We start from the raw sequence: 22,620 nt of genomic DNA, 5'->3' as shown, positions 1-22,620 counted from the left end.
GGGGCCAGGTGTTTAGCCAGACCGTTGATTCCAGGAGCGCGCCCTCATTCGGCCTGTTGTGCAATCAATGTCAGGCAGCGCTGCACGATCGGGCTCACATCGCCCTTGCGTCGGCTGAGGATGATCGGGCTGACGGCGCCGCTGTCGAGCAGGCTTACATACTCGATATCGGTGCGGTGCTGCTGTTGCACCGACGCCGGCACCAGGGTCACGCCCACGCCGACGGCCACCAGACCGATGGCGGTCTGCAGTTCGTTGGCCCATTGGCTGACGCGGATGCTCATGCCGTGGTGGGCGAACAGTGCCAGCACATGGTCGGCATAGCTGGGCCGCGGGTTGGCCGGGTAGAGGATGAACGCCTCGCCAGCCAGCTGGGCAAGTGTAAGCGGGCTGCTCGCCAGCGGGTGATCCTTGGGCAATACCGCCACCAGCGGGTCCTCGCACAGCACTTGTTGGTGAATCGCCGGGTCATCGATGCGAATGCGCCCGAAGGCGATGTCGATGCGCCCGCTTTTCAGCGCCTCCACCTGCTGCAGCGTGGTCATCTCGTTGAGGCCCAGTTCCAGCTCGCTGTCCTGGCGCAGCTCGCGGATCAGCTCCGGCAGCACCTTGTACAGGGTCGACGGGGCGAAGCCGATCCCCAGCCACTGGCGCTGGCCCTGGCCAATGCGACGGGTGTTGTCGCTGATGTTCTGCAACTGCTGCAGCACGGTGCAGCTCTGTTCGTAGAAGAAGCGACCCGCCTCTGTCAGCCGCAGCGGGCGCTCGCGCACTACCAGCAAGGTACCGAGCTGGTCCTCGAGTTGGCTGATCTGCCGGCTCAGCGGCGGCTGGGCAATGTGCAGCAGCTCGGCGGCGCGAGTGAAGTTCAGGGTTTCGGCCAGGACCTTGAAGTAACGCAAGTGGCGCAGCTCCATCAGACCTCCAGGGTATGGTGGGAGATTCATTCGATATTGGACGGCTATCAGGGTCTCGCGCAATCCTTGAACAAGCAAGTAAATGCACCACTCGGGCCTGCGGCTGGCAGCCCGAAACAACGGGACCTGGCAACAATGACAAGCGTGCTGATTGAACGTATCGAGGCAATTATCGTCGACCTGCCGACCATTCGCCCGCACAAGCTGGCGATGCACACCATGCAGCAGCAGACCCTTGTGGTATTGCGTGTTCGCTGCAGTGATGGCGTGGAAGGCATCGGCGAGGCCACCACCATCGGCGGCCTGGCCTATGGCTACGAAAGCCCGGAGGGCATCAAGGCCAACATCGATGCGCACCTGGCGCCAGCGCTGGTTGGCTTGCCGGCTGACAACATCAACGCCGCCATGCTCAAGCTGGACAAGCTGGCCAAGGGCAATACCTTTGCCAAGTCGGGTATCGAAAGCGCCTTGCTCGATGCCCAGGGTAAACGCCTGGGCCTGCCTGTCAGCGAACTGCTGGGTGGCCGCGTGCGCGACAGCCTGGAAGTGGCCTGGACCTTGGCCAGCGGCGATACCGCCCGCGACATCGCCGAAGCCCAGCACATGCTGGAGATTCGTCGGCATCGGGTGTTCAAGCTGAAGATCGGCGCCAACCCGTTGGCCCAGGACCTCAAGCACGTGGTGGCGATCAAGCGCGAGCTGGGCGACAGCGCCAGCGTGCGGGTCGACGTCAACCAGTACTGGGACGAATCCCAGGCCATCCGTGCCTGCCAGGTGCTTGGCGACAACGGCATCGACCTGATCGAGCAACCGATTTCGCGTATCAACCGCAGCGGCCAGGTACGCCTGAACCAGCGCAGTCCGGCACCGATCATGGCCGACGAGTCGATCGAAAGCGTCGAGGACGCCTTCAGCCTGGCTGCCGACGGCGCGGCCAGCATCTTCGCCCTGAAAATAGCCAAGAACGGCGGCCCGCGCGCCGTACTGCGTACCGCGCAAATCGCCGAGGCTGCCGGCATCGCCTTGTATGGCGGGACCATGCTCGAAGGCTCGATCGGCACCCTGGCTTCGGCTCATGCCTTCCTGACCCTGCGCCAGCTCACCTGGGGCACCGAGCTGTTCGGGCCGCTGCTGCTGACCGAAGAAATCGTCAACGAGCCGCCACAATACCGCGACTTCCAGCTGCACATTCCACGCACCCCAGGCCTGGGCCTGACCCTGGACGAACAGCGCCTGGCGCGCTTCGCCCGCCGCTGAGTCACGCTGGCTGAAAGAACACACAACCCCTGTGGGAGCGGCTTTAGCCGCGAAGCAGGCGACGCGGTGGATGGCACGGGCTTCGCCCGTGTTCGCGGGTAAACCCGCTCCCACAGTGTTGGCGCCAAATCAGAGAAAGGAGATACCAGCATGCTGTTCCACGTGAAGATGACCGTGAAACTTCCGGTCGACATGGACCCGGCCAAGGCCGCCCGACTCAAGGCCGACGAAAAGGAACTGGCCCAGCGCCTGCAGCGCGAAGGCACCTGGCGCCACCTGTGGCGCATTGCCGGACACTACGCCAACTACAGCGTGTTCGATGTACCCAGCGTCGAGGCGCTGCACGACACCCTGATGCAGCTGCCGCTGTTCCCGTACATGGACATCGAGGTAAACGGCCTGTGCCGGCACCCCTCGTCGATTCACAGCAACGACCGCTGAGTCGCACCTGTCTACCTGACAAGAACAAGATGAGGCAAGCACGATGACCGTGAAAATATCCCACACTGCCGATGTTCAGGCGTTCTTCAAGGAAGTGGCCGGCCTGGGCCATGCCGAAGGCAACCCACGCTTCAAGCAGATCATCCTGCGTGTGCTGCAGGACACTGCACGCCTGGTCGAGGACCTGGAAATCACCGAAGACGAGTTCTGGCATGCCGTCGACTACCTCAACCGCCTGGGTGGCCGTAACGAAGCCGGCCTGCTGGCGGCGGGCCTGGGCATCGAGCACTTCCTCGACCTGTTGCAGGACGCCAAGGACGCCGAGGCCGGCCTGACTGGCGGCACCCCGCGCACCATCGAAGGCCCGCTGTATGTGGCAGGCGCGCCGCTGGCGCACGGTGAAACGCGCATGGATGACGGCAGCGACCCGGGCGTGGTGATGTTCCTCCAGGGCCAGGTGTTCGATGCCGAAGGCAAGCCGTTGGCCGGCGCCACCGTTGACCTGTGGCACGCCAACACCCAGGGCACCTATTCGTACTTCGACACTACCCAGTCCGAGTACAACCTGCGCCGGCGCATCATCACCGATGCCGAAGGGCGCTACCGCGCACGCTCCATCGTGCCGTCGGGGTACGGTTGCGACCCGCAGGGGCCAACCCAGGAATGCCTGGACTTGCTCGGTCGCCACGGCCAGCGCCCGGCGCATGTGCACTTCTTCATCTCTGCGCCCGGGCACCGGCACCTGACCACGCAGATAAACCTGGCCGGCGACAAGTACTTGTGGGATGACTTTGCCTATGCCACCCGTGACGGGCTGGTCGGCGAGCTGCGCTTTGTCGAGGATGCTGCGGCAGCGCGTGCTCGCGGCGTAGAGGGTGAGCGCTTTGCCGAGCTGGCGTTCGACTTCCATCTGCAGGCGGCCAAGGCGCCAGACGCCGAGGCGCGCAGCCACCGCCCGCGCGCGTTGCAGGGGGCCTGAGTGATGTTATCGCTCCGGTTGTAGAGGTCGTTGTGGGAGCGGGTTTACCCGCGAAGAATGCGACACGGTGTATGGCACCGGCTGTGCCGGTGTTCGCGGGTGAACCCGCTCCCACAGGGGCCTGCTAAATCAATGAGTGATGTGTTTGTGTTGGTTTTTGCCTGGGCCTTTCCGTGCGGGGAGGGCCTGGGCTTTTTGCTGCCAGGGGCGGTTGATCTAGAATCCGCCTTTTTACCCGAGCCCCTCACCATGCTGCCCATCGAACTGTTGGCAACCACTGCCGACCAGGCCCCGCTGATTCGCAACCTCTATCAGTTCTACGCCTACGAGTCCTCGGACTGGGAGCAGGAAGACGTCGAAGTGGACGGCCGCTTCTATATCCATGACGAGCACCTGCAACGTTACTGGGGGGCCGATGGCTGGGGCGCGTACCTGGTGCTGGCAGACGGTTTCATCGCCGGTTTCGTGCTGGTCGAACGCAGCGAGCTGCCGGGCATCGACGCGTTCGAACTGGCTGACCTGTTCATCCTGAAAAAGTACCGCCGACAGGGCATCGGCCGGGCGGTGGCATTGCAACTGCTGGGCGGCGAGGGCGACTGGTTGATGCGCTGTTACGCACAGGACATGCCTGCCGTGGCTTTCTGCAATGCCGTGCTGGCCGAGCTGTCGCGCCCGGCGCGGCCCATAGCCCTGGATGACGAACCGGGCTTGCTCAATTTCCTGGTCACGGGCGCCCGCCATTGAGGGGGTTGCAAGCCTTCGTTCGCTAATTGAAGGGATCGTGGCTTTTTGTGAGCTACTTCACAAAGTTGTCGTCGAAGGCATAATGCCACCAATCCTTTTCATGCCTTTCGAAGGCCCAGGTAAAAGTCATGTCGCTAGTCGCAAGCCCCGACATCATGTACCGGCTGTTGATCCAGAGTGTGGTGGACTATGCCTTCTACCTGCTCACCCCCGAAGGTATCGTCGCCAACTGGAACCCCGGCGCCCAGCGCGCCAAGGGCTACCTGGCCGAGGAAATCGTCGGCAAGCACTACTCGTTGTTCTACACCGATGCCGAGCGCGCCGCCGGGCTGCCGGCGCTGAACCTTGAGCAGGCCCGCAGCACCGGGCGGTTCGAAGAGATCGGTTCGCGCCTGCGCAAGGACGGCACGGTCTTCCATGCCCATGTGGTGATCGACGCGGTGTACGACGATGCCGGGCAACTGGTGGGTTTTGCCAAGGTCACCCGCGACATTTCCGAGCGTCACCGGCAAGAGCTGGAACTGCTGCAGGCCAAGGAGCTGGCCGAACAGTACAGCCAGGAAATGGCCAAGCTGTCGCAGTTCCTCGATTCGGTGATTGCCAACATCCCCGCCAGCGTCATTGTCCAGGACCTGGAGAGCCAGCGCATCCTGCTGGCCAACCAGCAGGCCGAACGCCTGTTCGGCGGGCCGCAGCGCAGCATGATCGGGCAGTTGCCCGGCGAGTGCCTGGCACCGGGCGTTGCCGGTTACCTGGAACAGCAACTGGCCCGTGGCGCCCGCAGCACCAAGGGGCATGCTGCCGAAACCCGGGTCGACACGGCCTGTGGCCCACGCACCCTGCGCAGCCGCACCTTGCTTAGCCAGAACCGTGAAGGCCAGGCCGACTATGTGTTGTTCGTTGCCGAAGATGCCACCGAAGAGCTGGCCGCCCACGCGCAGATCCACCACATGGCGCACCACGATGCGTTGACCGGGCTGCCCAACCGCACCCTGTTCAACGAACGCTTGCGCCAGGCCCTGGTGCGTGACAGCGAGCACGCCAAGCTGACCGCCGCACTGTGCCTGGACCTGGACAACTTCAAGAACATCAACGATTCGCTGGGCCACGCCTTTGGCGACAAGCTGCTGCGCGCGCTGGGCAAGCGCCTGCGCCGCGAGCTGCGCGAGCACGACACCCTGGCCCGCCTGGGCGGCGACGAGTTTGCCGTGGTGCTGACCGGCCTGGAAGGCCGGGAGGCCGCATGCAACACTGCGCAGCGCCTGATCAACGCGATCTGCCCACCGTTCCAGATCGAGGGTCACCAGTTCACGGTGGGGGTGAGCATCGGCATTGCCATTGCGCCGGAAGACAGCGACCAGGCCGAGCAACTGCTGGGCTACGCCGACATGGCGCTGTACGAGGCCAAGCGCAACGGTCGCAACCGCTACGAGTGCTTCAGCGTCGAACTGGACGTCGCCGCCCGCCAGCGCCGCCTGGTGGAAACCGACCTGCGCACTGCGCTGCACCTGGGCCAGTTGCAGCTGCACTACCAGCCGGTGGTCGACCAGCAGACCAGCAGCGTTACCGGCTACGAGGCGTTGCTGCGCTGGGAGCACCCGACCCGTGGCATGGTCATGCCCATGGACTTCATCCCCATCGCCGAGGAAACCGGGCTGATCCACGAACTGGGCACCCGGGCGCTGAACCTGGCCTGCCAGGAGGCGGCCAGCTGGGACAGCGAGCAGACGGTGTCGGTCAACCTGTCGGCGGTGCAGTTCAAGAATGCCAACCTGGTGCACACCGTGGCCCTGGCGCTGGCCGACTCCGGCCTGCCGCCACAGCGGTTGGAACTGGAGGTCACCGAGTCGGTGCTGCTGGGCAACAGCGAGGAAAACGTGCGTACCCTGCGTGCACTGAAGGACCTGGGCGTGTCCATTTCGCTGGACGATTTCGGCACCGGGTACTCCTCGCTGGGTTACCTGCGTTCGTTCCCGTTCGACCGGATCAAGATCGACAAGTCGTTCGTGCATGACATGTGCGACAGCCGCGAGGCGATGTCGATCATTCGCGCCATTACCGACCTGTCCAACAGCCTGATGATCAAGACCACGGCCGAGGGGGTGGAGTCGGAGGAGCAGATGCGCCGGTTGGTGGCGGAGGGTTGCTCGCACTTCCAGGGTTACCTGTATGGGCGACCGGCACCGGCGAACGAGCGGTTGAAGCAGGTCGTGACGCCGGCATAGTGCCCTTGCGCGGGCCTGCAGAATCACCGCAGCCGATCGGCCCGGCGCAGTACCTGTGGGAGCGGGTTCACCCGCGAAGCAGGCGACACGGTGGCTGGCACCGGCTGCGCCGGTGTTCGCGGGTGAACCCGCTCCCACATGGGCCGTGCAAGCTTTCAAGGCTTGATCAAGGCTTAGCTGTTCCAGTCCGGCGCAAACGCCGGGCTCACCACCCGCTGGTCCTTCGGCAACCCGGCGATCGCCGCGCGGTCCTCGTCATCCAGTTGCACGTTCGACGCCGCCAGGTTGGCCAGCTGGTTCTCGCGGCTGCTGGCCTTGGGGATCACCGCCACGCCGTCCTGGTCCAGCAACCACTTCAGCGCCACCTGGCTGGGCAGTACGCCATGCTTGCGGGCGATCGCCTGGATCACCGGCTGCGCCGCCGCCTGCCCACGGGCCAGCGGGGTGTAGGCGGTGAGCAGCAAGTCGTGGCGGCGGGCATAGTCCAGCAGCGGTTGCTGGCCGAGCAGCACGTGATATTCCACCTGGATCGCCGACAATGGCGCGCCCAGGGTTTCCACCACCTGGCGCAGCAGCCCCAGCGGGAAGTTGGCCACGCCGATGCTGCGCGCCTTGCCCTCGTCACGCAGGGCCACCAGGGTTTCGATGCTGCGGGCCAGGTCCCAGTCCTGGCTGGGCCAGTGGATGTGGAACAGGTCGACCTGCTCGGTACCCAGGGCGCGAAGGCTGTCCTCCAGCGACTGGCGCATGGCCTTGGGCGTCAGGCGATCCCACCATACCTTGGTGGTCAGGTGAATCTGCTCGCGCGGTACATCGCTTTCGCGCAGTGCCTGGCCGACGGCGGCTTCGTTGTCATAGGCAGTGGCAGTGTCTATGTGACGGTAACCCAATTCAAGCGCCTGGCGCACGGCCTGGGTGCACTCGCTGCCGATCATTGGCCAGGTGCCCAGGCCGATCGCGGGCAGGGCCAGGCCGTTACGGGTGGTGAGCCTTTGCATGTAAATTCCTTGTAGGGTGTGCAGGGTTCGCATTCGATGGTCGGCGATCAGCACGGCACGGGCCATGCGCGTGGGGCGGAAAGTGGTCGATCAGCGAACAGAAATTGCAGTCGGCCTTGGCTGGCGGCGATTGAACTTCCTTATTCTTCGGCATCTCTTCTAAAATTCGAGCTGTTGCATCCGCCAGGCTATGCCTGCGCGGCCTTCCCTGGGCGCCGCATCCAGCCGCGCCGTCATCGAGAGTGCCATGAGTTCCAGCACACCGCTGTCCGGAGTCAACCAACCCCTGCGCGGCATCGCCCTGGTGGTGGTGGCGACGTTCCTGTTCGCCAGTCACGATGCCCTGTCCAAGTTCCTGGGCGGTCTGTACCCGATCATCATGGTGGTGTGGGCGCGGTATGTGGTGCACACGCTGCTGATGGCCGGCATCTTCCTGCCCAAGGCCGGCCTCAACGTGCTGCGCACTCGCCGCCCTCTGTTGCAGACGTTACGCGCCCTGAGCCTGCTGAGTACCAGCCTGCTGTTCACCACAGGCCTGCAGTACCTGCCACTGGCCGAGGCCACGGCGGTCAACTTCCTTGCCCCGGTGCTGGTCACCGCGCTGTCGGCGCCACTGCTGAAGGAGCGGGTGACGGTGGGGCAGTGGGTGGCGGTGGTGATGGGTTTCATCGGCGTGCTGGTGGTGGTGCACCCGGGCGGGGCGATGTTCACTCCGGCCATCCTGTATCCGTTTGGTTCGGCGCTGGGCTTCTGCTTCTATCAGTTGCTGACGCGCATCCTGGCCGCGCATGACAGCCCGACCACCAGCAACTTTTATGCGGGGTTGTGCAACACGCTGGCGATGAGTGCGCTGGTGCCGTTCTTCTGGGAGATGCCGCGTTGGGACCATGCGCTGCTGATGCTGGCGCTGGGGGGCTTTGGCATGACGGCGCACCTGCTGCTGACCCAGGCCTTCCGCCATGCGGCACCTGCCTTGCTGGCGCCATTCAGCTATTGCCAGATCGTGTTCGCCGGGTTGCTTGGGTTGGTTGTCTACAGCCAGGTGCCGGACACCCTGAGCCTGGTGGGCATCTCGGTGATCTGCCTCAGCGGGCTGGGGGCGGCGTGGATGCAGCGGGGTAAGTGACAACCTGTAGTGGCCTCTTCGCGGGTAAACCCGCTCCCACAGGTACAGCGCAGTCCGCGGACAGGGCGCTGTATCTGTGGGAGCGGGTTCACCCGCGAAGGGGCCCTCAAACGCGACCCTTCAACAACGCCTGCAATGAATCGTCAAAGTCGCGCAAGGCATCCGCCTGCACCGCCCGCTCATCCTCGACCACCCGCGCCACATCGCCCAGGCTTTTGCTGGCCCGCCCCTCAGCGCGGCCGATATAGGTCAACTGGTCATCGAAAAAGCGCGCTACCACCCGGCTTTCGATCTCCGCACTGGCCAAACGGCTCTCGGTGTCCAGCAGCACGATCACGTCCGGGTGGTCGCCCAGCAGTGTGTCCAGGTCGTCATAGAAAGTCACTTCGGCAAACTGCTGCGCCAGTGACCGCGCCAGCCAGTCATACGCCTGGCTTTCGCTGCCCAAGGTCGCAACAGGGACACGTTGGCCATGGGCCGGTGCGCCTGCCTGGGTGCGATGGCTGCCGAGGTATTCGAGGGTCGCTTCGGCATCACGCCCCAGCAGTACCGCCACCCGTTGGCCAGGGGCCAGGGCGACACTGGAAATGGCCGTGGCCGAATAGAAGTGCCCGTAAGGCTGCGTGTCGGTAGCTGCCGGGCTGGCACAACCGCCAAGGGCGGCCAGCAAGGCGAGCAGGGCAGCGATCATGCCGGTTTTCATAGGACGCCTCATCAATCGGTGAATGCCGCCATCTTCCGCCCGGGCTGGCCGCAGCGGAACTTGATGGCATTCATGGTGGCTATCGATGAGGTCGATGCATCACTGCGTGGCCATGAACTGCAGGATGCGCTCGCGCAGCCAGCGCTCGGCCGGGTCATTGTCCTGGGCACCGCTCCAGACCATCGACAGTTCGGCCTCGGTGATGTCGAACGGCGCCGGATCGGCGCGCAGGCTGCCGTCGTCGGCCAGGGCGCAGGCGGCATAGTCCGGCACCGTGGCGATCAGCTCGGTGTTGCGCAGCAGGGCGCGCAGGCTGCCGAACTGCGGTACCGCCAGCACCACCTTGCGGCAGCGGCCGATGCGCGCTAGGTCGAGGTCGATATTGCCGCTCATGTCACCGGAGAACGACACCATCACATGCGGGCGGGCGCAGTATTCGTCGAGGGTCAGCGGGCCCGGGCGGTCATCGGCGCGCAGCACCCGCACGCCGATGTTGCGCAGCTTGCGGCGCTTGGCGGTGGCCGGCAGGTCCGTGGTGTAGCTCACGCCCACCGAAATTTCGCCGCTGGCCAGCAGCCCCGGCATCAGCAGGAAGTTGGCTCGGCGCACCACCACACTGATATTCGGGGCCTCTTCGCGCAGCGCCTGCAGCAGGGCCGGGAACAGGCCGAATTCGGCATCGTCCGACAGGCCCAGGCGGAACACGTTGCAGCTGTTGACCGGGTCGAACTCGCGGGCGCGGCTGATGGCGGCGGAAATCACATCCATGGCCGGCCCCAACTCGGCGAAGATCTGCATGGCCCGTGGCGTGGGCTCCATGGCTCGGCCGTTGCGGATCAGCAGCGGGTCGTCGAACAGCTCACGCAGGCGGGCGAGGGCGGCGCTGACGGTGGACTGGGTGATAAACAGCTTTTCGCCGACCCGGGTCAGGTTGCGTTCGATCATCAGGGCTTCGAACAGTACCAGCAGGTTCATGTCGACGCGGCGCAGGTCGTTGCGATTCATGAGGGTACGGGTTCCGGGTTGGAAGGGTTGGCGTTGTATTGGAGCATGCGGACAGCTTGGTTGCCTTGTATGGATGTGCCGGCCTGTTCGCTGGCACGAACCTGACAGAGCCAAGCTATCACCCCTCAATAGGCACTCTATTAGAACTCTGCCCAAGCTCGGCTAGTCTTTCCCCTGGCCCCGCGAATTCTGCCAGCGGGCGGCATGTCAGCACCTGTGTGCAAGACCACGCCAACCCCGTCATGACAGCTTCGCAAGCCCCGTGTAGACCTGATGAGGGGTAGCACGAGCCCACGCGCTCGGCTGAAAGAACACCTGGCATAGACCGGAAATCTGGATAACCGACCCAAAGGTACCCGCAGATGTCGAACGAATCGAAATGCCCGTTCCATCAAACCGCAGGTGGCGGCACCACCAACCGTGACTGGTGGCCTGACCAGCTCAACCTGAGAATTCTTCATCAACATTCCTCCAAATCCGACCCGATGGACCCGGATTTCGATTATGCCAAGGCGTTCAAGAGCCTCGACTTCCAGGCGCTGAAGAAAGACCTGACCGCCTTGATGACCGACTCCCAGGACTGGTGGCCCGCCGACTTCGGCCATTATGGCCCGTTGTTCATCCGCATGGCCTGGCACAGCGCCGGTACCTACCGCATCGGCGATGGCCGGGGTGGTGCGGGTTCTGGCCAGCAGCGCTTCGCCCCGCTCAACAGTTGGCCGGACAACGTCAGCCTGGACAAGGCCCGGCGGCTACTGTGGCCGATCAAGCAGAAGTACGGCAACAAGATTTCCTGGGCCGACCTGATCGTGCTCACCGGCAACGTCGCCCTCGAATCCATGGGTTTCAAGACCTTCGGCTTCTCTGGCGGGCGTGCCGATGTGTGGGAGCCGGACGAAGATGTGTACTGGGGCTCGGAAAAGGTCTGGCTGGGCGGTGACACCCGCTACGGCAAGGCCCAGCCGCCCGGCAAGGGCGACCTGGTGGCGGAGCCGGCCAAGCGCCCCGAGGAGCAGGGCCGTACCCTGGAGGGCGAGCGCAACCTGGAAAACCCGCTGGCCGCCGTGCAGATGGGCCTGATCTACGTGAACCCGGAAGGCCCGGAAGGCAACCCCGACCCGGTAGCCTCGGGCAAGGACATCCGTGACACCTTCGGCCGCATGGCCATGAACGATGAAGAAACCGTGGCGTTGATCGCCGGTGGCCACGCCTTTGGCAAGACCCACGGTGCCGGCCCTGCCGACAACGTCGGCCCCGAGCCGGAAGCAGCAGGCCTGGAGCTGCAGGGTTTGGGCTGGGCCAACAAGTTCGGCAGCGGCAAGGGTGGCGATACCATCACCAGCGGCCTGGAAGTGACCTGGACTTCCACCCCCACCCGATGGAGCAACGAATACCTCAACAACCTGTTCAACTTCGACTGGGAACTGACCAAGAGCCCGGCTGGTGCCCACCAGTGGCGGCCGAAGGAGGGCAAGGGGGCAGGCACCGTGCCGGATGCCCATGACCCGGCCAAGCGCCACGCGCCTTCCATGCTCACCTCCGACCTGGCGCTGCGTTTCGACCCGATCTACGAGCCGATCGCCCGCCGCTTCAAGGATAACCCTGACCAGCTGGCGGACGCCTTCGCCCGCGCCTGGTACAAGCTGATCCACCGCGACATGGGCCCATTGGCGCGCTATCTGGGCCCGGAAATGCCCAACGAAGAGCTGCTGTGGCAAGACCCGCTGCCAAAAGTGGATCACCCGCTGGTAGGCGAGCAGGACATTGCCGCGCTCAAGGCCAAGGTGCTGGCGGCGGGCCTGAGTGTTGGCGAGCTGGTGGCCACTGCCTGGGCAGCGGCGTCGACCTTCCGCGGTTCGGACAAGCGTGGCGGGGCCAATGGTGGCCGCCTGCGCCTGGCGCCGCAGAAGGATTGGGCGGCGAACCAGGGCACAGGCAAGGTGCTGGCGGCGCTGGAGAAAATCCAGGCCGAGTTCAATGCCGGTGGCAAGAAAATCTCCCTGGCCGACCTGATCGTTCTGGCCGGTGGCGCCGCAGTGGAAAAGGCTGCCAAGGACGCCGGGCACAACGTCAGCGTGGCGTTCCGCCCTGGGCGTGTCGATGCCTCCCAGGCGCAGACCGACGTCGAGTCGTTCGCCGTGCTGGAACCGCTGGCTGATGGCTTCCGCAACTTCACCAAGGCCCGCTACAGCGTCAAGGCCGAGAAACTGCTGCTGGACAAGGCCCAATTGCTGACCCTGACCGCGCCGGAACTGACCGTGCTGATCGGCGGCCTGCGCGTGCTCGGCGCCAACCATGGCGGCAGCCAACAGGGCGTGTTCACCGACAAGGTCGGTACCCTGAGCAACGACTTCTTCCGCAACTTGCTGGACATGGGCGTTGAGTGGAAGCCGACCTCGGCGGATAACGAAACCTTCGAAGGGCGCGATCGCAAGACCGGCCAGGTGAAGTGGACCGGTAGCCGGGTTGACCTGGTGTTCGGCTCCCATGCCCAGTTGCGGGCATTGAGCGAGGTGTACGGCAGCAGTGATGGCCGGGACAAGTTCGTGCGGGACTTTGTCGCGGCCTGGGAGAAGGTCATGGAGCTGGATCGCTTTGACCTGAAATAGCTTCGTCAGAATTGGGGGCGCTTTGCGCCCCTATCGCGACACAAGGCCGCTCCCACAGGTTCGGCGCCGCATGTGGATTCGGCGCTGGCTTGTAGGAGCGGCCTTGTGTCGCGACAGGGCTGCAAAGCAGCCCCATGCTATCCGGGGGCTGGACCATTTCAAACTTCCTGTGCAAGCTGATGCACGACAGTGATTGCACACAGAAGGTGATCGTTCTTGAACCCCGAATCCATGCTGGCGGCATTGCCAGGCTACGCCATGTCGGCCGAGTCGATCCAGGTGCTGCCCGATGCCAAGGCCTACCGCGCCTGCCTGCTCGAGCGCATCCGCGCCGCAACCCGGCGTATCGTCATCGTTGCGCTGTACCTGCAGGAAGATGAGGCTGGCCAGGAAGTGCTGGATGCCTTGTACCAGGCCAAGGCCGCGCGGCCCGGGCTGGAAATCACCATCGTGGTCGACTGGTTCCGTGCCCGCCGCGGCCTGTTGGGCGCCGGGCGCCAGCCGGGTAACGCCGCCTGGTACCAGGCCCAGCGCCAGCACCATGGGCTGGATATCGTCATCCATGGCGTACCTGTGCAGACCCGCGAGCTGTTTGGCGTGTTGCACCTGAAGGGCAGCATCATCGACGACTGCGTGATCTACACCGGCGCCAGCCTTAACAACGTGTACCTGCACCGTTTCGACCGTTACCGCCTGGACCGCTACCACCTGTTCCAGTCACCAGAGCTGGCCGACGCCATGGTCGGGTTGGTGCGTCGCCTGCTGCACCACACCGCCACTCCGCGCCTCGACCTGCCGGCGCCACCCTCCACCCGCAGCCTGCGCGGCGACATCCGGCGCTTGCGCGCGCGGCTGCGGCGCATGGCCTATGAGGCTCCGGCCAGCGGGGCGGGGCAGGGCCTGCGGGTTATCCCGCTGTTGGGTGTGGGCCGTGGCAACCCGCTGAACCGTGCAGTGTGCGCCTTGCTGGCGGCGGCACGCACGCAGGTCATCATCAGCACGCCGTATTTCAACCCACCCCGGGTGCTGATGCGCGAACTCGACCATGCCCTGGCGCGTGGCGTGCGGGTGGAACTGATCGTTGGTGATCGCACGGCCAACGACTTCTATATCGCCCCCGGCGAGCCGTTCAGTGCCAGCGGCGCGTTGCCCTACCTGTACGAAGACAACCTGCGCGCCTTCACTCGACGTCGCCACGCTGCGATTGCCAGCGGCCAGCTGCAGGTGCGGATCTGGAACGACCCCGGGCATACCTTTCATGCCAAGGGCGTGTGGGTCGACCAACGCTATTCGTTGCTGACCGGTAACAACCTGAATCCGCGCGGCTTCAATCTGGACCTGGAGAACGGCCTGCTGATCGATGACCCGCAAGGGCAATGGCTGGGGCCACGGGAAGCAGAGCTGGCCGAGCTGCGCCGGCATGCGCCGAAGATCGGCTCGGCAGAGGAGTTGGGGGCCAAGGCCGAGCACCCCAAGGATGTGCGCAGGTTCCTGCGGCGGCTGCGCTATAGCCGGCTGGAGCCGCTGATCAAGCGGGTGCTCTGAGGGATTTACGCGTTTTTGTGGGAGTGGCCTTGTGTCGCGAAAGGGCCGCAAAGCGGCCCCAGACGTTGGTGTTGCTACCAAAATTGCCGGGGCTGCTCTGCAGCCCTTTCGCGACGCAAGGCCGCTCTCATAGAACTGCACATAACTCATTGAATTAGCAGGGACCCTGTGGGAGCGGCTTTAGCCGCGAACACCGGCGCAGCCGGTGCCATGCACCGCGTTGGATTCTTCGCGGCTAAAGCCGCTCCCACAGGGTATGAGGATCGCTTGCGAATTCAGTTATCTGTGCGACAGCGCAGCCCAAAGGGCTGGGCAATCTTCCACAGTGACCGCAGTCAGGCTGCTGCACCTTTGGCCTCAGCCACCTTTGTTTCCTGTTTGCCCCGCGGCTTGAGCCGCGACACCGCAAACAGCACCACCGCCAACCCGACGACCTGATACAGCGAAATCTCCTCGCTCAGGATCGCCCACGATGCCAGCACCGTCAGCACCGGCCCCAGGTTGCCCACTGCCGCAGTATGGGTCGGCCCCAGGCGCTGTATCGCCAGCGCCACCCAGTAGATCGGCAGCACCGTGGAAAACACCGCCATCAACCCGGCATTGGCCCACACTGCGCCCGGCAACTGCCACAACTGCCCGACCGGTGCCACCACCAGGTAATGCGCCAGCACCATCAGCGAGGACGCAGTACCGCACAGCCCGGCCAGGCGCATCGAGCCCATGCGCTTGAGCATCATTCCGGTGCCGGAGTAATACAGCGCGTAGGTCACTGCACTGGCGAACACCCACAGCGAGCCCAGCACTACCTGCTGGCCAGCCCCGGCCACACTGACATCGTGGACAAAGGCAATGCCCAGCCCCAGGTAGCACAGGCCCATGGCCGACAAGGTGCGCAGGCTTGGCCGCTCACGCAGGGCGATGGCCTGGAACACCAGCACCAGGGTCGGGTAGGTGAACAGAATCAGCCGCTCCAGCCCGGCGCTGATGTACTGCAGGCCATAGAAGTCGAACAGGCTGGCCAGGTAGTAGCCCAGCAGCCCGAGCAACGCGACACGCAGCCCATCGCCCAGGTTGAGCGGTGCGCTGCCCTGACCACGGCTGGCCCATACCAGCCAGGCGAACATCGGCAGCGACAGCCCCATGCGCAATGCCAGCAGGCTGATGGCGTCCACCGGCCCTGCGGCATAGGCGAGCTTGACGAAGATGGCCTTGAAGCTGAAACCCAGGGCCGCCAGCACGGCGTAAAGGGCGCCGCTTTGCAGTTGGCGCTGGATCAGGCTGCGTAATGCGTTCATGGGGTACCCGCGGCGGAAGAAAGACAGGGTTATTCTGAACTGAAGGCAGCCCCACTAGCAGCGCTTTATCGAGGAATTGGCGATGAACCTGGCCATGCTGCCCGAACAGCCGCCGTGCGCGCCGAGCAGGAGCTGCCGGTGCGTCGGGTGGCCCTGGCGGAAAGCTGGGCCACCCTGGAGCTACGTTTGTGTTTCCGCGACTGGGAGCGCCTGAGCTCACATGGGCGGCAACTGGTGAGCTTTTTGTCCGGGCAACGGCTTACTGCGCCGGGGCCAGGCGAATACCACTCACCTGCACCTGATCACCGGGCTTGAAGCGGGCATTGGGCGAGCGATAACGCTGGGTACTGCCGTCGTCATGGCGTACCACGTAGGCCGCGTCGCTGTGCCCGCTGCCTTGTTGCACGGCGGCGCCGCCAAATGCACCCAGGGCTGCACCGGCGATGGCGCCGAACGGGCCACCGAGCGCGGCGCCGACCATCAGGCCGCTGACGCCGCCGGCGCCATAGCCCACCGTGTTGTCGGGGCTTTCCGAGAGCACCTCGTCGGCACAGGCGGGCAGGGCGATGGACAGGGACATCGCCAGAGGGAGGAGGATATTTTTCATGATGGTTATTTCCGCAAGGCAGGTAGTGGCGAAAGAGAATGGTTCAGCTTTCGTGCCAGCTGGGCAGCCCTTGCAGATGGGCGTGTTGCGCTGGTGTGTTGTCATAACGACAGCGGTTTTTGTGGTGCAAATGACAGGCTGATGTCAATATGACATTCACTCGCACGGGTATCGGCCAGGGCTGGGCTATCATTTGCAGGCTGGTGGTGTAAGGCTCCTCTGAAAAGTCATCACGAGCGCATACAATCGGGCCTTTTCCTCGTCAACCAGATAGGCCAAACCGTTCATGGCGCTTGATCCACCCACGATGCTCACTATCTCGATCGCTCTGGCTGCCGCGGCTGCGTTGTACCTGGCGATCGAGTGGCGCAGCGTACGCGAGCCGTCGCTGCTGTTCTGGAGCGCAGGCTTTGCCACCATCACGATTGGTTCCACCCTGGCCTTGCTGCGTGGCATCGGTTTGTTGCTGATCGGTATCTGGTTCGCCAACGGCTTGCTGGTGGTGGCGCACTGGTTCTTCCTGGTGGGGGTGTTGCGCTTCACCCAGGTGCGGCTGTCGCGTATCTGGTTATCGGTCGTGCTGGTGTGGTTTGCCTTGCTGCTGTTGCCTGTTGGGCCGCAGTGGTCGAAGGTGATGCTGATGGTCAACTCGTTGCTGGTGGCGCTGTTGACGCTCAAGGCCAGCTGGCTGTTGCGGCCGCATGGCAAGTCGCTGAGTGTTGGCGCGGTGCAGTTGCGCTATGTGTTGCTGGTTCATGGGTTGTTCTATGTGGCCAAGGCGATCATTGCGATCACACCGGGTACGTTGATTGACCTGGCCACCTTCGGCGGGCTGATCATTCAGGTTTCGTTGGTCGAAGGTGCGATGGCGATCATGCTGATTGCCTTGTCGATGACCGGCACCGTGCGTTACCGGCGCGAAGAGCGGATTGCCCGCCTGGCAGCCCGTGACCCGTTGACGGCGCTGTACAACCGACGCGCACTGGAGGTGCGGGCGGGGCCTTTCTTCAAGGCAGTGGATCCGGCGCAGCCCGGGGCCTTGCTACTGATCGACATCGACAACTTCAAGCTGGTCAACGACCTGCACGGGCATGTTGCAGGGGACCGCTTGCTGATTGCCCTGAGCGAGATGATTCGTACGGTGCTGCCCGAGCGCTCACTGGCGGCGCGGCTGGGCGGTGATGAGTTCGTCATTCTGCTGTGTGATGCGAGCAGCGAGCGGGTCATGGAGCTGGGTGGACTGCTGCGCGAGCAGTTCCAGCAGTATGCCAGCAAGACGGTACCTACGCCGCAGCCAGTCACCTTGAGCATCGGCGCCAACCTGTTCGACCAACCGCCGACGAGCCTTGCGGCCTTGATCGAGCAGGGGGATGTCGCCTTGTACCAGTCCAAGCGCGGTGGGCGCGACAGCATCCGCTTCGTCGAACGACCGATGGCCGACCTCAGTTAGTAGCAGTTTTGCCTTTGCTTTTGCTTCTAAGCGCCTGAACTATCGCGCGCTTAGAAGCAAATGCCGAAGCAACAACAAGAATGGCGAATCAGGTCACCACCTGGTAGCACGGTACATACGCCGCGCCGCCAGGCAACTTCATCCGATGCTGGTCGACGAACGCCTGCAACAGCCGGCCCAGTGGGTCCAGCACGGCGCTGTCGCCACGGATCTGATACGGCCCGTGTTCCTCGATCAGGCGGATGCCCTTGTCCTTCACGTTGCCGGCGACGATGCCGGAAAACGCCCGGCGCAAGTTGGCAGCCAGTTCGTGGGCCGGCAGCTCGCGCCGCAGGTCGAGGTCGGCCATGGCCTGGTGAGTCGGGTCGAACGGCCGCTGGAAGCTCTCCTCGATCTTCAGCAGCCAGTTGAAGTGGAAGGCATCGTTGCGCTCGCGGCGGAACTGCTTGACCGCCTTGAGCCCTTCGACCATGTGTCGGGCAACTTCCGCCGGGTCATCGATGATGATCTCGTACAAGCGATGTGCCGCCTCACCCAGGGTAGCGCCGACGAACGCGTGCAACTGTTGCAGGTACGGCTCGGCACTGCGCGGGCCGGTGAGTACCACCGGGAACGGCAGGTTCTGGTTGTCCGGGTGCATGAGAATGCCCAGCAGGTAGAGGAACTCCTCGGCCGTGCCGGCACCGCCCGGGAAGATGATGATGCCGTGGCCGACACGGACGAAGGCTTCCAGGCGCTTCTCGATGTCCGGCAGGATCACCAGTTCGTTGACGATCGGGTTGGGCGCTTCGGCGGCGATGATGCCCGGTTCGGTCAGGCCCAGGTAGCGGCTGCCGTGCATGCGCTGCTTGGCGTGGGCAATGGTGGCGCCCTTCATCGGGCCCTTCATCACACCCGGGCCGCAGCCGGTGCACACATCCAGCTTGCGCAGGCCCAGCTCGTGGCCGACCTTCTTGGTGTACTGGTATTCCTCGCTGCTGATCGAATGGCCACCCCAGCACACCACCATCTTCGGCTCCACGCCCGGGCGCAGGGTGCGAGCGTTGCGCAGCAGGTGGAAGACATAGTCGGTGATGCCCTGGGAGCTTTCCAGGTCGATGCGCTGGCTGGCCAGCTCGCTTTCGGTGTAGACGATGTCGCGCAGGGCGCTGAACAGCATTTCACGGGTGCTGGCTATCATTTCGCCATCAACGAAAGCATCGGCCGGGGCATTCAGCAGCTCCAGGCGCACGCCGCGGTCCTGTTGATGAATACGCACCTCGAAGTCCTGATAGGCCTCGAGGATGGTCTTGGCATTGTCGACATGGGCGCCGGTGTTGAGGATGGCCAGGGCGCACTGGCGGAACAGGGTGTAAAGGCTACCGGTACCGACTTCACTCAGTTGCTGCACTTCACGTTGTGACAGCGTCTCCAGGCTGCCTTTGGGGCTGACGGATGCATTGATGACATTGCGTTGAGGCATCTAAGTCTTTCCTGTGCGGGTAAAACATCCTTCTTTGACAACACCATACCGAGAAATTTGGACGGCAACGAGGGGGGGCAACAAAAACCTCATCAGACCGAGCCGTCTGCTTCGCGGGTAAACCCGCTCCCACAGGTACGGCGCAGGTTCTGAAAGCAGCGCGATACCTGTGGGAGCGGGTTTACCCGCGAAGCAGGCGACTCGATCTCAATTCATCCCAACAGCTTCTGCACACCCAGGGTAATAGCCACACCACCAAACACTAGCCAGAGGTTGAGAATCGCCCCGGTGGCCAGCGCCCGCGGCCCGGCCTGACGAATCTGGCTGAAGCGTGTCTCCATCCCCAGCGCGGTCATGGCCATGGTCAGGGCAAAGGTATCCAGGCTGTTGACCGCCTGCGTCACGCTGCCCGGCAACACCTGCAGCGAGTTCACCAGTACCAGCGCGAGGAAGCCGAAGGCGAACCAGGGCATGGCGATGCGCCCGTTGCCCTGTGCCTGGCCCGGCTGGCGCGCGCGGCTGATCCAGAGGCCCACCACCAGCAGCACCGGTACCAGCAGCATCACCCGGGTCATCTTGACGATGGTGGCGATATGCGTGGCCTCTGGGCTGACGTTGCTGGCCGCACCGACCACCTGGGCCACCTCGTGAATGGTGCCACCCAGGAACAGCCCGGCGCCCATGGTATCCAGGTGCAGCCAGCCGGCGTTGATCGCCAATGGGTAGAGGAACATCGACAGGGTGCCGAACAGCACCACGCTACCAACCGCCATGGCGCTTTTATGCGGTGCGCTGCGCAGGGCCGACTCGAAGGCCAGAACCGCAGCGGCGCCGCAGATGGCGCTGCCTGCGGCAGTCAGCAAGGCGGTATCGCGGTCCAGCTTGAACAGCTTCATGCCACACCACAGGCCGATCAGCAGGGTGCTGGACACCACCAGCAACGACACGATGAGCCCGGACCAGCCGACTTCGGCAATTTCCTGCAGGCTCACCCGCAGGCCGAAGAAGGCCACGGCAATGCGCAGCAGGCCGCGGGCGGAAAAGTTGATACCCGCCGCCCAGCTGGCGGGAACGCCGTCACGCAGTGCATTGCCGTAAAGCGCACCGGCGACGATACCGACGATCAGCGGGCTGATACCCAGGTTGGCGATGGCGGGCAGGGCGGCCAACTGCGTGACCGCAAGCGCGAACAGCGCGACGAACAGGATGCCATTGAGCCGCCCTCGGGTAGAGAGGGTAGGTGCAAAGGCGGGGTTGGACGGAGCCGTGGCCATGTGAGTCCTCCGGAAAGGTGTTTCGACATGGCTTACGTTAATCTGGTTATAAGCTTATAAAAAATCGTAATTTGGGATGGCAAATATCCGTTTAGCTGATATTTTTCATTCATGACCCCGGAACAACTGATAACTTTCGCTACCGTCGCCGAGCACGGCAACATCAGCCATGCGGCCCAAGCCCTGCATTTGTCGCAGCCGGCGGTGTCTGGCCAGCTCAAACTGCTGCAGGAGGCATTTGGCGAGCCGCTGTATCAGCGGGCCGGCCGTGGTGTGCGGCTGACAGCGGCTGGCGAGCAACTGCTGGCCCACGCCGAGCGCCTGCGTGAAACCTTCCGTCAGGCCCAGGCACTACGCGAGGCCATGCGCGGGCTGGAGCGCGGTACCTTGCGCATCGGCGCCAGTACCACGCCGGCCAGCTATCTGCTGCCTTACCTGATTGCCGATTTCCATGCCCGCTACCCGGAGGTGCTGGTGAGCACTTCCAACGGCAATACGGCAGAAATCGTCGCTGCGCTGGACAGCGTCGATATCGCCCTGATCGAAGGGCCGCCTGGGCAGGAACTGCCATTGGGCACGGCGGTGACGGCGTGGCGGGAAGACGAGATCGTGGCCATCGTGCCACGTGGTCATCCGCTGGCCGGCAATGACCGGCAGACGCTGGCGTCGCTGGGGGCTTACCCGTTGGTATTACGCGAGAGCGGCTCGGGTGTGCGACAGATCGTCGAGCGGGCATTTGCCCGCAGCGGCGTGGCGATGCGCGTGGCGCTGGAAATTGCCGGCGTGGAAGGGGTGAAGGAGGCTGTGCGAGCCGGGATGGGGATTGGCTTTGTGTCGGCGATGTCGATCCGACATGAGGACGGGGCGTTGCAGCGGTTGCAGGTTATGCCGCAGGCGTTGGTGCGGCGGTTTTCCATTCTGGTGCCGCATGCAGCCACCCCGTCGCGGGCTGCGGCGCGGTTTCTGGAGTTGTGTGTTGGTCTGCCAGAGGTGGGGTGATTGTGCTGGCCTTTTCGCGGGCTTGCCCGCTCCCACAGGTTTCTCACGTTTCTTGAATGCGGTGCGGTACCCCGCCGTTCGGCTCTCAAAGCGTGTTTATCCGTAACGGAAATCCGTACGATTCGAAAAGATCCCAAACGTCCTCGCGATCGAAGAGCCGCCACCCCCGTGCCGTGAACTGCATCAGGTCATCCTCGCTGGGAAAGGAGTAATAGGCCCCGGCAGATCGATCTTGAGACGTTCCTGTCATAGGCTCATCGCGCTCCAGGCGCCTGATTGCGTTCAGGATGAGACGCGCGCCTGGTTGATAAAGTGAAAGGATGTGCCACAGCAAGGAGCGCTCCTTTTCGACTGCCACCCTGGCAGTCTCAATGATGCGACCAACATCAATGCCGGGACTGTCGATCCAATGGAGCGTACAGCCGATCTCCGGGTCCCCGTTCAGCAGCGCCCGGAAGGTCGCCAGAACACCTCGATACTGAGGCAAGAGGCCAGAGTGAAGATTGAGGACACCACGTGACGGAATTGCCAGCGCTTCATTCTTCAGGATCTGACCAAAGCGGATTGAGATGAACAGATCTGCTCCCGCGTCCTGCAGCATTTGCAGGCCCGCAGGATCACTCAAGCTGGGCAATACCCGTACAGGAACCCCAAAGCGTTGCTGCAGTTCTGCAAAACCGAATCGATGCCCGCTGCTGATCTGGTCGCTCGATCCGATTAATCCAGGGGCCAAGGCATTGAAGAAGTCCTGCTCGATCAATGCCAGTTGTCCGAGCATGCGTGGCACGTTCCTGCCCGATCCCACTCTCTCCGAGAGGAATATTCCCACTGTGCTCTCGTGAATCTCGGGCAACAGGAAATTGAGAGTGAGGTTGCTCTCAACGTCCCGGTTCACCAGAAAAGCGATTCGCAACTTTAGACCTCCGGCAGACCTGCCTTTAAATCAGTTTCGGTATTCAGACCGAGCATAGTTGCATTTTCGTC

Annotated in this window: 20 protein-coding genes; 11 read left to right on the top strand and 9 right to left on the bottom strand. The window is 63.8% G+C overall.

The window, feature by feature from the left end:
* Positions 1-44: 44 nt before the first annotated feature.
* Complete coding sequence (gene catR, locus RR51_RS14335; RefSeq protein ID WP_039613888.1) at positions 45-917, bottom strand: HTH-type transcriptional regulator CatR; 873 nt, start codon at positions 915-917, stop codon at positions 45-47.
* Positions 918-1,052: 135 nt separating this feature from the next.
* Between catR and RR51_RS14330 the strand changes: the two genes are divergently transcribed.
* The 5 genes from RR51_RS14330 to RR51_RS14310 all read left to right on the top strand — a co-directional run bounded on the left by RR51_RS14330 (position 1,053) and on the right by RR51_RS14310 (position 6,563).
* A complete protein-coding gene (locus RR51_RS14330; RefSeq protein WP_039613887.1) occupies positions 1,053-2,174 on the top strand; it encodes a muconate cycloisomerase family protein in 1,122 nt (373 codons plus the stop codon).
* A gap of 150 nt (positions 2,175-2,324) precedes the next feature.
* A complete protein-coding gene (gene catC, locus RR51_RS14325; protein ID WP_039613886.1) occupies positions 2,325-2,615 on the top strand; it encodes a muconolactone Delta-isomerase in 291 nt (96 codons plus the stop codon).
* A gap of 43 nt (positions 2,616-2,658) precedes the next feature.
* Positions 2,659-3,594, top strand: a complete 936-nt coding sequence (gene catA, locus RR51_RS14320; protein ID WP_013973065.1) for a catechol 1,2-dioxygenase — start codon at positions 2,659-2,661, stop codon at positions 3,592-3,594.
* Between the two features lie 249 nt (positions 3,595-3,843).
* Positions 3,844-4,338 carry a GNAT family N-acetyltransferase gene (locus RR51_RS14315; protein ID WP_039613885.1) on the top strand — a complete coding sequence of 165 codons (495 nt, stop codon included), beginning with the start codon at positions 3,844-3,846 and terminating at the stop codon, positions 4,336-4,338.
* 128 nt (positions 4,339-4,466) lie between these two features.
* Positions 4,467-6,563 carry a putative bifunctional diguanylate cyclase/phosphodiesterase gene (locus RR51_RS14310; protein ID WP_039613884.1) on the top strand — a complete coding sequence of 699 codons (2,097 nt, stop codon included), beginning with the start codon at positions 4,467-4,469 and terminating at the stop codon, positions 6,561-6,563.
* Positions 6,564-6,736: 173 nt separating this feature from the next.
* On the opposite strand, the gene RR51_RS14305 is transcribed toward RR51_RS14310, so the two are convergent.
* Entirely contained in the window at positions 6,737-7,561 is an 825-nt protein-coding gene (locus RR51_RS14305) for an aldo/keto reductase (RefSeq protein WP_039613883.1), read from the bottom strand.
* 247 nt (positions 7,562-7,808) lie between these two features.
* Between RR51_RS14305 and RR51_RS14300 the strand changes: the two genes are divergently transcribed.
* On the top strand, positions 7,809-8,687 hold the full coding sequence (locus tag RR51_RS14300) for a DMT family transporter (protein WP_015270753.1): 879 nt from the start codon (positions 7,809-7,811) through the stop codon (positions 8,685-8,687).
* Between the two features lie 106 nt (positions 8,688-8,793).
* Here RR51_RS14300 and RR51_RS14295 read toward each other — a convergent pair whose 3' ends face one another.
* The gene (locus RR51_RS14295) at positions 8,794-9,390 is read right to left on the bottom strand and encodes a hypothetical protein (RefSeq protein WP_039613882.1); all 597 of its coding nucleotides are present in this window, start codon (positions 9,388-9,390) and stop codon (positions 8,794-8,796) included.
* Positions 9,391-9,489: 99 nt separating this feature from the next.
* The gene (locus RR51_RS14290; protein WP_013973059.1) at positions 9,490-10,395 is read right to left on the bottom strand and encodes a LysR family transcriptional regulator; all 906 of its coding nucleotides are present in this window, start codon (positions 10,393-10,395) and stop codon (positions 9,490-9,492) included.
* A 362-nt stretch (positions 10,396-10,757) separates the two neighbouring features.
* Between RR51_RS14290 and katG the strand changes: the two genes are divergently transcribed.
* Together katG and pssA are read left to right on the top strand one after the other, a co-directional pair.
* Positions 10,758-13,004: a catalase/peroxidase HPI gene (katG, locus tag RR51_RS14285; protein ID WP_015270751.1), complete on the top strand. Its 2,247-nt coding sequence runs from the start codon at positions 10,758-10,760 to the stop codon at positions 13,002-13,004.
* Between the two features lie 216 nt (positions 13,005-13,220).
* Positions 13,221-14,549: a CDP-diacylglycerol--serine O-phosphatidyltransferase gene (gene pssA / locus RR51_RS14280; protein WP_015270750.1), complete on the top strand. Its 1,329-nt coding sequence runs from the start codon at positions 13,221-13,223 to the stop codon at positions 14,547-14,549.
* Between the two features lie 335 nt (positions 14,550-14,884).
* Here pssA and RR51_RS14275 read toward each other — a convergent pair whose 3' ends face one another.
* Together RR51_RS14275 and RR51_RS14270 are read right to left on the bottom strand one after the other, a co-directional pair.
* Complete coding sequence (locus RR51_RS14275; protein WP_039613880.1) at positions 14,885-15,844, bottom strand: DMT family transporter; 960 nt, start codon at positions 15,842-15,844, stop codon at positions 14,885-14,887.
* 259 nt (positions 15,845-16,103) lie between these two features.
* Positions 16,104-16,451: a hypothetical protein gene (locus tag RR51_RS14270; RefSeq protein WP_039613879.1), complete on the bottom strand. Its 348-nt coding sequence runs from the start codon at positions 16,449-16,451 to the stop codon at positions 16,104-16,106.
* On the opposite strand from RR51_RS14270, the gene RR51_RS31045 reads away from it, so the two are divergent.
* Positions 16,450-16,593, top strand: coding sequence for a hypothetical protein (locus RR51_RS31045; protein ID WP_155951618.1), 144 nt, complete (start codon positions 16,450-16,452; stop codon positions 16,591-16,593). The two genes, RR51_RS14270 and RR51_RS31045, sit on opposite strands and share 2 nt — an antisense overlap.
* A 165-nt stretch (positions 16,594-16,758) precedes the next feature.
* A complete protein-coding gene (locus tag RR51_RS14265) occupies positions 16,759-17,901 on the top strand; it encodes a GGDEF domain-containing protein (protein ID WP_039613878.1) in 1,143 nt (380 codons plus the stop codon).
* Between the two features lie 88 nt (positions 17,902-17,989).
* On the opposite strand, the gene ppnN is transcribed toward RR51_RS14265, so the two are convergent.
* Both ppnN and RR51_RS14255 read right to left on the bottom strand, forming a co-directional pair.
* The gene (ppnN, locus tag RR51_RS14260; RefSeq protein WP_025338773.1) at positions 17,990-19,363 is read right to left on the bottom strand and encodes a nucleotide 5'-monophosphate nucleosidase PpnN; all 1,374 of its coding nucleotides are present in this window, start codon (positions 19,361-19,363) and stop codon (positions 17,990-17,992) included.
* Between the two features lie 212 nt (positions 19,364-19,575).
* On the bottom strand, positions 19,576-20,637 hold the full coding sequence (locus RR51_RS14255; protein WP_039613877.1) for a YeiH family protein: 1,062 nt from the start codon (positions 20,635-20,637) through the stop codon (positions 19,576-19,578).
* A 111-nt stretch (positions 20,638-20,748) separates the two neighbouring features.
* Between RR51_RS14255 and RR51_RS14250 the strand changes: the two genes are divergently transcribed.
* On the top strand, positions 20,749-21,636 hold the full coding sequence (locus RR51_RS14250) for a LysR family transcriptional regulator (RefSeq protein ID WP_039613876.1): 888 nt from the start codon (positions 20,749-20,751) through the stop codon (positions 21,634-21,636).
* 85 nt (positions 21,637-21,721) lie between these two features.
* Here RR51_RS14250 and RR51_RS14245 read toward each other — a convergent pair whose 3' ends face one another.
* Entirely contained in the window at positions 21,722-22,414 is a 693-nt protein-coding gene (locus RR51_RS14245; RefSeq protein ID WP_236693268.1) for a formyl transferase, read from the bottom strand.
* Positions 22,415-22,620: the final 206 nt, after the last annotated feature.

It is taken from the genome of Pseudomonas sp. C5pp (genome assembly GCF_000814065.1).
Taxonomy (GTDB): domain Bacteria; phylum Pseudomonadota; class Gammaproteobacteria; order Pseudomonadales; family Pseudomonadaceae; genus Aquipseudomonas; species Aquipseudomonas asiatica.
This window is presented reverse-complemented; position numbering and strand designations above follow the sequence as displayed.

Bases quoted from the DNA above. Each gene is read 5' to 3' on its own strand.
- RR51_RS14310 (WP_039613884.1), top strand. From the start codon at position 4,467: ATGTCGCTAGTCGCAAGCCCCGACATCATGTACCGGCTGTTGATCCAG.
- RR51_RS14295 (WP_039613882.1), bottom strand. From the start codon at position 9,390: ATGAAAACCGGCATGATCGCTGCCCTGCTCGCCTTGCTGGCCGCCCTT.
- katG (WP_015270751.1), top strand. From the start codon at position 10,758: ATGTCGAACGAATCGAAATGCCCGTTCCATCAAACCGCAGGTGGCGGC.
- RR51_RS14300 (WP_015270753.1), top strand. From the start codon at position 7,809: ATGAGTTCCAGCACACCGCTGTCCGGAGTCAACCAACCCCTGCGCGGC.
- RR51_RS14330 (WP_039613887.1), top strand. From the start codon at position 1,053: ATGACAAGCGTGCTGATTGAACGTATCGAGGCAATTATCGTCGACCTG.
- RR51_RS14305 (WP_039613883.1), bottom strand. From the start codon at position 7,561: ATGCAAAGGCTCACCACCCGTAACGGCCTGGCCCTGCCCGCGATCGGC.
- RR51_RS14255 (WP_039613877.1), bottom strand. From the start codon at position 20,637: ATGGCCACGGCTCCGTCCAACCCCGCCTTTGCACCTACCCTCTCTACC.
- RR51_RS14265 (WP_039613878.1), top strand. From the start codon at position 16,759: ATGCTCACTATCTCGATCGCTCTGGCTGCCGCGGCTGCGTTGTACCTG.
- RR51_RS31045 (WP_155951618.1), top strand. From the start codon at position 16,450: ATGATGGTTATTTCCGCAAGGCAGGTAGTGGCGAAAGAGAATGGTTCA.
- RR51_RS14250 (WP_039613876.1), top strand. From the start codon at position 20,749: ATGACCCCGGAACAACTGATAACTTTCGCTACCGTCGCCGAGCACGGC.
- catC (WP_039613886.1), top strand. From the start codon at position 2,325: ATGCTGTTCCACGTGAAGATGACCGTGAAACTTCCGGTCGACATGGAC.
- ppnN (WP_025338773.1), bottom strand. From the start codon at position 19,363: ATGCCTCAACGCAATGTCATCAATGCATCCGTCAGCCCCAAAGGCAGC.
- RR51_RS14245 (WP_236693268.1), bottom strand. From the start codon at position 22,414: ATGCTCGGACAACTGGCATTGATCGAGCAGGACTTCTTCAATGCCTTG.
- RR51_RS14290 (WP_013973059.1), bottom strand. From the start codon at position 10,395: ATGAATCGCAACGACCTGCGCCGCGTCGACATGAACCTGCTGGTACTG.
- RR51_RS14275 (WP_039613880.1), bottom strand. From the start codon at position 15,844: ATGAACGCATTACGCAGCCTGATCCAGCGCCAACTGCAAAGCGGCGCC.
- RR51_RS14270 (WP_039613879.1), bottom strand. From the start codon at position 16,451: ATGAAAAATATCCTCCTCCCTCTGGCGATGTCCCTGTCCATCGCCCTG.
- catR (WP_039613888.1), bottom strand. From the start codon at position 917: ATGGAGCTGCGCCACTTGCGTTACTTCAAGGTCCTGGCCGAAACCCTG.
- catA (WP_013973065.1), top strand. From the start codon at position 2,659: ATGACCGTGAAAATATCCCACACTGCCGATGTTCAGGCGTTCTTCAAG.
- RR51_RS14315 (WP_039613885.1), top strand. From the start codon at position 3,844: ATGCTGCCCATCGAACTGTTGGCAACCACTGCCGACCAGGCCCCGCTG.